We start from the raw sequence: 6,965 nt of genomic DNA, 5'->3' as shown, positions 1-6,965 counted from the left end.
CGGCATACGCAAGACAGTGCAGAATCTCGAGTTCGGACATCTCGCCGATTGCCCGGATATCAACAGCGCCGAGAACTTGGAGCGCATGTTCCGGCGATTGAGGCCAGTGTCCACCGGATGTGCGTGCGCCGGCGCGGCATGCGTAACCGACGTTCGCACAGAAGCGACGGCCACGTGGTGAACCGAGGACGAGTGCAACGGAATCCATGTGGGTAAAGCTAGCGGACAAGCTGACGGGGGACGTTCGAATATCCATTACTTGACATAATGTAGATTATCGGCAAATTCTCGACCTGGCGATATCCGGTTCACGCCTGGTTCGTGCAACCTTCTTTGTTTCCGCCCACCCATGTCTGTCTGCCGGTACATTTGCCGGCTTTCCTGCGTTTCCGTCCGAGATCTGCGACAGGCTTGCACGACTCGACCATTGCGACTCCGCGATCGCCGGCTGAATTGCTACCGATCACCGCCTGGCCTCGCCGGCGACTGCGGCTACGCCGCGCGACCTGGACGTCAGGAACGACCAATAAGTGCTCTGATGTGGATTGATGTCGATAAACACGTCTCACCGACTTCCGGCTACCCCACCTCAATTCGTCACTGTGACGTATTACGGTTGACAGGCTGGAGGCGAGTTCAGTTCCATTGTCATCGCCACGGACTACTATCGCCGCATGTGTTGTATTCGACCGGCCGCTTCTCATGGTCAGTGGCCGCGATGAGCGACACACCCAAGGTCGTGCATCGCTGGCTCGCAGTGCCAGACCAGTTTGACCGATTCACGCGATTCTTGCGCGACAACGGAATTCTGATGCCGACTCGGATAGGCATCGGCGTATTGGTTTTCCTCCTGGGTATCACGATTCTGCTGAAGCGACTGGGCACTCATTCGGTACAGACCATCGGATTTCCGTTGGACGTCGTCGTCGCAGTGCTTGTGATGATCGGCGGAATTGCCCTGCCTGTCGTAGCGACCACCCGTGAAAGGTCGTATTTCTTCGTCGTTGCCGGGGACTTCGCCGTTGCGGTGATCGTGCTGGCTGAGGCGAATCCGGATCAGAGATTGCTCGGATGTCTCGTCTTCGGGCTCGTCGGCTCGTACATAGCCTTCTTTCACAATCTTCGAACTCAGCTGTGGCACCTGCTGTTTTCCGGGGCGGTCATCGTTGTTGCCAGCATCGGCGTGTTCACCGATGTACCTTCTGGCCTTCCAGACGTCCTGGGGCGCATTGCCTTTGCCATTCCTGTCATCACTGTCATACCGGTGGTCACGCAGATTGCTCTGGCGCTCCTGAGCAACGACGCTCAAAGCTCAGAACTCGATCCGTTGACGGACCTGCTGAATCGGCGCGGACTCGCACGGCGGACTTCCGAACTACTGCAAGCGAAATCCAGCCTCGACCAGTCTTTGCTGGTGGTGGTGATCGACATCGACAATTTCAAACACTTCAACGACACCTACGGTCACGACGTCGGCGACCGAGTCATACTGCGCACGGCCTATCGACTACACGACTGGGCCAGATCGGACGCGGCGATAGCGCGCATCGGCGGTGACGAGTTCGTCGTCGTTCAGATGATGCCGTTGCCGTACGTCGGCGATCTACTGGCCCGGATCGCGCCCATCATGAACTCCCCTACAGGCGAACCAATCTCGACGACCAGCATCGGCATAGCCATCCACAACGGCGCCTGGCCGGACGTACAAGCAGCAGAAAGTGGCGTTCACGATCTACATCGCCTCGCCGATTCGGCGATGTACGAAAGCAAGAGAATGGGTGGAAATCACGTCCACTCCATCGTTCTCACCGATCAACAGCTACAACAGCCACAACAGTCAGGCGGTCGTTCAGTCCTCTGAATCGTCGATCAGATGCATCGCGGCTTCCTCTGCCGACGCTGCGCCGCCGTCGATTCCGACGTCTCCGGCAATGAGTTCACTTTCCTCGTCCTCGTATCTGCCCTCGTCTTCGGCAACGAGACGCCCGACCCGACGGTTACCCACTTCGTCACCGTTCGGGAATTCTTCTTCCCGTTCGAATTCGTCGGCATCGGCGGGATCCTTCAAAGGATCTCCGAGCGACGCGTACGGATCGGGTTCTTCTTCGGTCAGGCGCTCGTCGAGGGTCTCCCCCGCTGATTCCTCGCTGCCGGTCAACCCGTGGGCATCAAGTCCCAGTGGGCGTTCCGGTGGTGAGATTCCCTCGTCGAGAATGTCGTCGACGCCTCGATCGATCAGAGTGTCTTCAGGTTGAAGCTGGTCGTCGGGATCGAGACTGTAATCGCCATTGCCGGCCGCGCCGGTGTCATCCGTGTCGCTCATACGATCAACGATGCCACGGGCACACCGAGTTGGCCATGTGCCGCGCCTGCTCGATACGTCACTCCGGAGACATTCAGCACGAACGCGGGGCCGGCACTCCGTCGAATCGGTCCTGTAGGTACTCGAATGCGGTGGGCAGACCGAGGACCGCAGTGGTGAGGTGGTCCGGGCTGGGGAACAGTTGGGATTGAATCGTGGCTCCGGCGGCGCAGTACCGCGAAATCGTGTTGACCACCGAATCGATGGGGATCAGAACGTCGTCGGGCGTGTGCCATTCGAACACCGGGGCAGTCGGCACACCGGGATAGAGTTCGACGCTGTTGTCGTCCATCACCTTTCGCACTTCAGGGCTGGACAGCAAGGATGTCGACGTCGACACCTGAGAGGCACTGCGCCCGGCACCGACCCTGAGGATGTCGTTGGTGCACGCGTTGGTGAGTTCGGCCCGCATCGACCGTCCGAGGTCGTTGAGTTGGTTGCTCAGCGGCAGTAGGTCGGGATACTCGCGTTCGAGGCCCATTGCTGCGGCGAAGGCGAGGCCGAATGCCGGGTGCGGATCCTGTCCGAGGCCGTTTGCCATCTTGGACAGATTCATCGGGACGCCGCCCTCGGCTACACCGACAAGGTTGACCTCGGGTGCGTAGCTCGGGGCCAGTGCGGCCGCCCACGCGGTGGCCATGCCGCCGCCGGAGTAGCCGGCAATACCTACAGGGCTGGCGCCACTACGCAATTCGGGGACTTTCTGAACGGCGCGGATACCGTCGAGCGTGATCTGTCCGCCCAGGCGCGCGGCGCCGTACGCACTGTTGGGTCCGAGATGGTCGGGAAGGGCAATGGTCCATCCACGTTGCAGCGCGACGTTGAGGATGGGCGCTTCACGGATGACGATGTTGGGATCCGATGCGTAAAGCGCGCGAGATGGCGCACATCCCGTACCGAGTGCATTGACGATGTGCTGATACGAGAGCAACGGGCCGTCTTGTGCTTGATTCGGCGGGACCAGGATCGTGCTGACCGCGGCAATAGGCTTGTTCTCTGAGTTCGTGGACCTGTAACTGACCTGCCAGATCGCGACGCCGGGAAAGGTCATCAGGTCAGGGGCCCGGCGCACGGAGATCGGCGTGCCGGCGGTCCCCTCGGCAGCTGCTTGCGAGTAGAACGGGTCCGGGTCCGGTGCCGGATATGCGGGATCGGCCTGTGCAGTCCCCCCGGAGAGCAGTGCGGCAGTCAGTGCAGCGGCAGTCAGCATCGATCCGGTAAACACGCGTGTGGTTCGCAGTTTCAACGTTTTCCCCTCGTCCGGACCCACCCGGGGTCCATCACCCTGTGTGTTTCACTCATACCCATGTCGAACCTGGTTCAGACACCCCACTGAGCGATAACTTCTCGCAATCGTACAGCTATGGTTGCCGCCGGACCCGGTTCGATCATCTGGTTGTGTTCGCAATCGACTTCGGTGACTCGGATGTCCCCTTCTACAAACCTTCGCCATTCGGCGACATCGTGTCCGTTCTCCGTAGATCTTCCGGCTACGAAGAACTCGATGGCTCCAACGTGGACAGGCGGTTGGTGCCGATTCGTCAATTCGACGGAGTGGGAGTAACCGCGACTGATCCGCGCCAGATGCTCCGCTTCGATTCCGATTCCGGCACCCAGGGTCTGCTCCAGCAATTCCGCCGCTTCTTCGAAGGTCTCGACCGTCTTGGATCCCGCCGGCATCGCGAGCCCGGCCAGTAGTTCGGAGACCGAGAGTTCTGCGGGCTGATCGGAATCCGACGACGGATAGCTGTCGAGTATCGACAGAGTCACGTCACGTCCGCTCCGAGTGAGGCTGTGTGCCACGGCGTGTGCGATCACGCCGCCGAGCGACCAGCCGGCCAGATGGATCGGGCCGGTCGATGCCACGGCTGCAATGCGATTCGCGTAGTCGTCGGCGAGTTCGGTCAGCGAGTCGAAGCTGGGCCCGCCGCTCAGGGACGGTAGCTGAAGACCGTAGACGGGTTGATCCAGCTCGAGATGCTTGACGAATTCTGCGTAACCCCAGGACAATCCGATACCCGGATGGACGAAGAACAGTGGTGCACGATCGGATCCGGCGCGCAGCGTGATCATCGGGGCGAGAAGATCCGACGAATCGTCCGGCGAGTGTGCGTCCATTCCGTCGGCAGCCCGGGCGACTCCGGCAGGTGTCGGGTCCAGGAAAAGCGATTGCAACGGCACTCGCATCCCGAGACGCTTCTCGAGTTCGATGGTGATGCGAGTGGCCACGATCGACGTTCCGCCCAGTTCGAAGAAGTCGTCGTCGACGCCGATGTGCTCGTGCCCGAGCACGGTCTCGAAGATGTCGACGACCGTTCGTTCGGTGTTGTTTGTCGGCGGTGCGTACGGGACCGTGCGTCGCTCGAAGCTCGGGGTCGGCAGTGCCTTGCGGTCCAGCTTGCCGACCGGTGTCACCGGAATGCGGTCGACGACGACGATCGCGCCGGGAACCATGTGCGCGGGCAGGCGAGAAGACAGATGGCGGCGAAGCTCCCAGTCGTCGACGGTCTGTCCTTCCACGGGCTGGATGTAGGAGGCGATCATCGTCTCCCCCGACGGCGCTTCGTGCCCGAGTGTGGCGGCGAAGTAGACGGATGGGTGTGCCATCAGGACAGAGTCGATTTCGCCGAGCTCGATGCGGAATCCGCGGACCTTGATCTGGAAGTCGCTGCGGCCCAGGTATTCGAGGGTGCTGTCGGAGCGCCAGCGCACCAGGTCGCCCGTGCGGTACATCCGCTGGCCTGGTTCGCCGAACGGATCGGCGACAAATCGGTCGGCGGTAAGGTCGGGACGATTGTGGTATCCGCGGGCGAGTCCGGGGCCGGTCACGTACAGCTCCCCGATGACTCCCACCGGCACGGGCTTGAGGTGCCCGTCGAGGACCAGTCCGGCGAAGCCGATGGCCGGTCGTCCGATGTTGATGTCCTTGCCCGGCCGCATGGGTTCACTGACGCTGGCCTGGATGGTGGATTCGGTGGGTCCGTATCCGTTGAACATGCGACGGTCGCGGCCCCAGATGTCCACGAGTTCGGGTGGGCAGGCTTCGCCACCGACTGCGAGTACGCGGAGTTCGGGTAGCGCGGAGCTTTCGATCGAGCTGAGCGCGGTCGGAGTGATGAACGCGTGTGAGACGTGTTCGTCGGCAAAGATTTCGGCCAACTCGGATCCGCCGAAGACCGTCGGTGGGATGACGACCAGGCACGCTCCGCTGCCGAACGCCATCATGAGTTCGAAGACCGAGGCGTCGAAGCTCGGTGATGCCAGGTGAGAGATCCGCGAATAGGGCTGGACGTTGAATCTCTGATGTTCCTCGGCATTGAGGTTTGACAACCCGAGGTGGGTGACGATGACGCCCTTCGGCTTCCCGGTTGAACCCGAGGTGTAGATCAGGTACGCGGGATGCCCGTGATGCAAGGGGATCGTGCGGTCGCGATCGGTGATCGCGGCTGCGCTCTGGGCGTCGATCTCGTCGACGGTCTCGGCTTCATCGAGGACCATCCACTCGACCGTGTCGGGAAGTTGACTGCGGTGAGCGTCGTCGGTGATGCCGAGTACGGCCCGCGAATCGTCGAGCATGTGGTTGATGCGATCGTCGGGATAGTTCGGGTCGACCGGCAAGAATGCTGCACCGGTTTTCGTGACCGCCCAGATCGCGACGATCTCCGCGGTGGACCGCGGCAGACCCAGCGCCACAAAATCTTCGGGACCGACGCCGCGCCGACACAGCGCGCGCGCCAGCTTCGTCGATTCCTCGTCGAGCTCGCGGTAGGTCATCGACCTCTCGCGACTCGAGAGGGCTGGGGCATCCGGGTTCGAGGCGACTGCTTCGGCGAGGATCTCCGGCCACACCCGCGCTCGAGTCGCGGCGGCACCGGATGCCGGCACCAGGGCAGCTGTTTCGTCGGCGCCGAGGATGCCGATGTCGGCGATACGTGTTGCGGGTTCGCGTCCGACAGCGTCCAGGATCAGGCGCAGTCGGTCGGCAAACCGACGAATGGTGGCGGGTTCGAAGAGATCGGTTGCGAAGTCGAAGGCTGCGGACATCCCAGCCGGGATGCCGAACTCGTCGAACTTCTCGTCGACGATCAGCTCCAGGTCCTCCTTCGCGAATTTGGTTTCCACGGTCAGTCCGTCGATGTCGAGGCCGGGTAGGTGGAAATGTGCGGGTTCGTTGTTCTGAAGTTCGAGGGCGACCTGGAACAACGGTGAGTACGACGTGGATCTGGTTGGGTTGATGACGTCGACGAGCCGTTCGAATGGCAGGTCCGAGTTCTGGAATGCGGCCAGGTCGATTTCCCGGACGTGCTCCAACAGGTCGGCAAACGTGATGTCGGGATCGACGCTGGTTCGCAGGACCAGTGTGTTGACGAACATTCCGACGAGATGGTCGAGCGCTGCCTGACCTCGGCCGGCGATCGGTGTGCCGATGGTGACTTCGTCGGCGCCCGACAACTTGGACATCAGCACTGCGAGCGCGCCGTGCAGCGCCATGAACATCGTGACACCGTTTGCCCTGGTGAGGTCCGCGAGGGCGCGGTGGGTGTTCGCGTCGATGTCGAAGGTGAATCGGTCACCGTGGAAGGTCTGTTGCACGGGTCGCGGG

The 6,965-nt window shown here is 61.7% G+C and carries 4 protein-coding genes and 1 pseudogene; 1 reads left to right on the top strand and 4 read right to left on the bottom strand.

The window, feature by feature from the left end:
• A pseudogene (locus A2J01_RS37145) lies at positions 1-208 on the bottom strand (hypothetical protein); the annotation flags it as partial.
• Between the two features lie 330 nt (positions 209-538).
• Between A2J01_RS37145 and A2J01_RS32065 the strand changes: the two are divergent.
• Positions 539-1,861, top strand: a complete 1,323-nt coding sequence (locus A2J01_RS32065; RefSeq protein WP_231916181.1) for a GGDEF domain-containing protein — start codon at positions 539-541, stop codon at positions 1,859-1,861.
• Here A2J01_RS32065 and A2J01_RS32060 read toward each other — a convergent pair.
• The 3 genes from A2J01_RS32060 to A2J01_RS32050 all read right to left on the bottom strand — a co-directional run.
• Positions 1,850-2,323 (bottom strand): DUF5709 domain-containing protein, encoded by a 474-nt coding sequence (locus tag A2J01_RS32060; RefSeq protein ID WP_064114329.1) that lies wholly within the window; start codon positions 2,321-2,323, stop codon positions 1,850-1,852. The two genes, A2J01_RS32065 and A2J01_RS32060, sit on opposite strands and share 12 nt — an antisense overlap.
• 73 nt (positions 2,324-2,396) lie before the next feature.
• Positions 2,397-3,572: a lipase family protein gene (locus A2J01_RS32055; protein WP_054827626.1), complete on the bottom strand. Its 1,176-nt coding sequence runs from the start codon at positions 3,570-3,572 to the stop codon at positions 2,397-2,399.
• A 110-nt stretch (positions 3,573-3,682) separates the two neighbouring features.
• Positions 3,683-6,965: non-ribosomal peptide synthetase (locus A2J01_RS32050; protein ID WP_156519470.1), on the bottom strand; the 3,283-nt coding region annotated here is incomplete at its 5' end.

It is taken from the genome of Rhodococcus sp. EPR-134 (assembly GCF_001647205.1).
In the GTDB taxonomy this organism is placed as follows: domain Bacteria; phylum Actinomycetota; class Actinomycetes; order Mycobacteriales; family Mycobacteriaceae; genus Rhodococcus_F; species Rhodococcus_F qingshengii.
The sequence above is the reverse complement of the archived record's forward strand: the minus strand, read 5'-3'. Positions and strand labels throughout refer to the sequence as shown.

Bases quoted from the DNA above. Each gene is read 5' to 3' on its own strand.
- A2J01_RS32065 (WP_231916181.1), top strand. From the start codon at position 539: ATGTGGATTGATGTCGATAAACACGTCTCACCGACTTCCGGCTACCCC.
- A2J01_RS32060 (WP_064114329.1), bottom strand. From the start codon at position 2,323: ATGAGCGACACGGATGACACCGGCGCGGCCGGCAATGGCGATTACAGT.
- A2J01_RS32055 (WP_054827626.1), bottom strand. From the start codon at position 3,572: ATGCTGACTGCCGCTGCACTGACTGCCGCACTGCTCTCCGGGGGGACT.